At 54.3% G+C, this 562-nt stretch carries 2 protein-coding genes; both read left to right on the plus strand.

What is annotated here, in order from left to right:
- Window positions 1-292: integrase core domain-containing protein (locus KP703_RS15530; protein ID WP_215755563.1), on the plus strand; the 292-nt coding region annotated here is incomplete at its 5' end.
- 63 nt (window positions 293-355) lie between these two features.
- The coding region (locus KP703_RS15535) for a transposase (protein WP_215754404.1) at window positions 356-562 on the plus strand (207 nt) is incomplete at its 3' end.

Genomic DNA, 562 nt, shown 5'->3' on the forward strand with positions numbered 1-562 from the left:
CCATCATGCGGATCGTGGCAGTCAGTATTGTTCAGAGGCTTACCGGCGGCTCCTCTCTGCTCATGGCTTTATCGTGTCTATGAGCAGAAAAGGAAACTGCTGGGACAATGCTGTCACGGAAAGCTTCTTCAAGACCCTGAAAGCTGAACTCCTGTGGCGGCAGGCATGGAGGACGCGCCAGAACGTCGAACAGGCTATCACATGCTACATCAATGATTTCTATAATCCGCAGAGGCTGCATTCCGCACTTCAATGGAAAAGTCCTCTGGATTACGAGCGCAATGCCGCTTAACAGATAACCCATGGTCCGGAACTAGGGCCTGTTAGATCTTGAATTTCTTCCCATATTGTAGGGATGGAAGAAGGAGACAGAACAGGCACCTTTACGGACGAGACATGGGCGATCTGGGAACCTCTGATTGAGGCGGTTCGCCCAAGGGGCAAGACGCCGCCCCATGATCTGCGGCGTACGATAGCAGCAATTTTCTGGCGCCATGAGAATGGCGCGAAATGGCGGAGCATCCCCGCTGAACTGGGGCCGTGGTGGCGAGCGGCCCAGCTT

Origin of the sequence: Acetobacter sp. P5B1 (genome assembly GCF_018811985.1) — a bacterium.
GTDB lineage: Bacteria > Pseudomonadota > Alphaproteobacteria > Acetobacterales > Acetobacteraceae > Acetobacter > Acetobacter cerevisiae.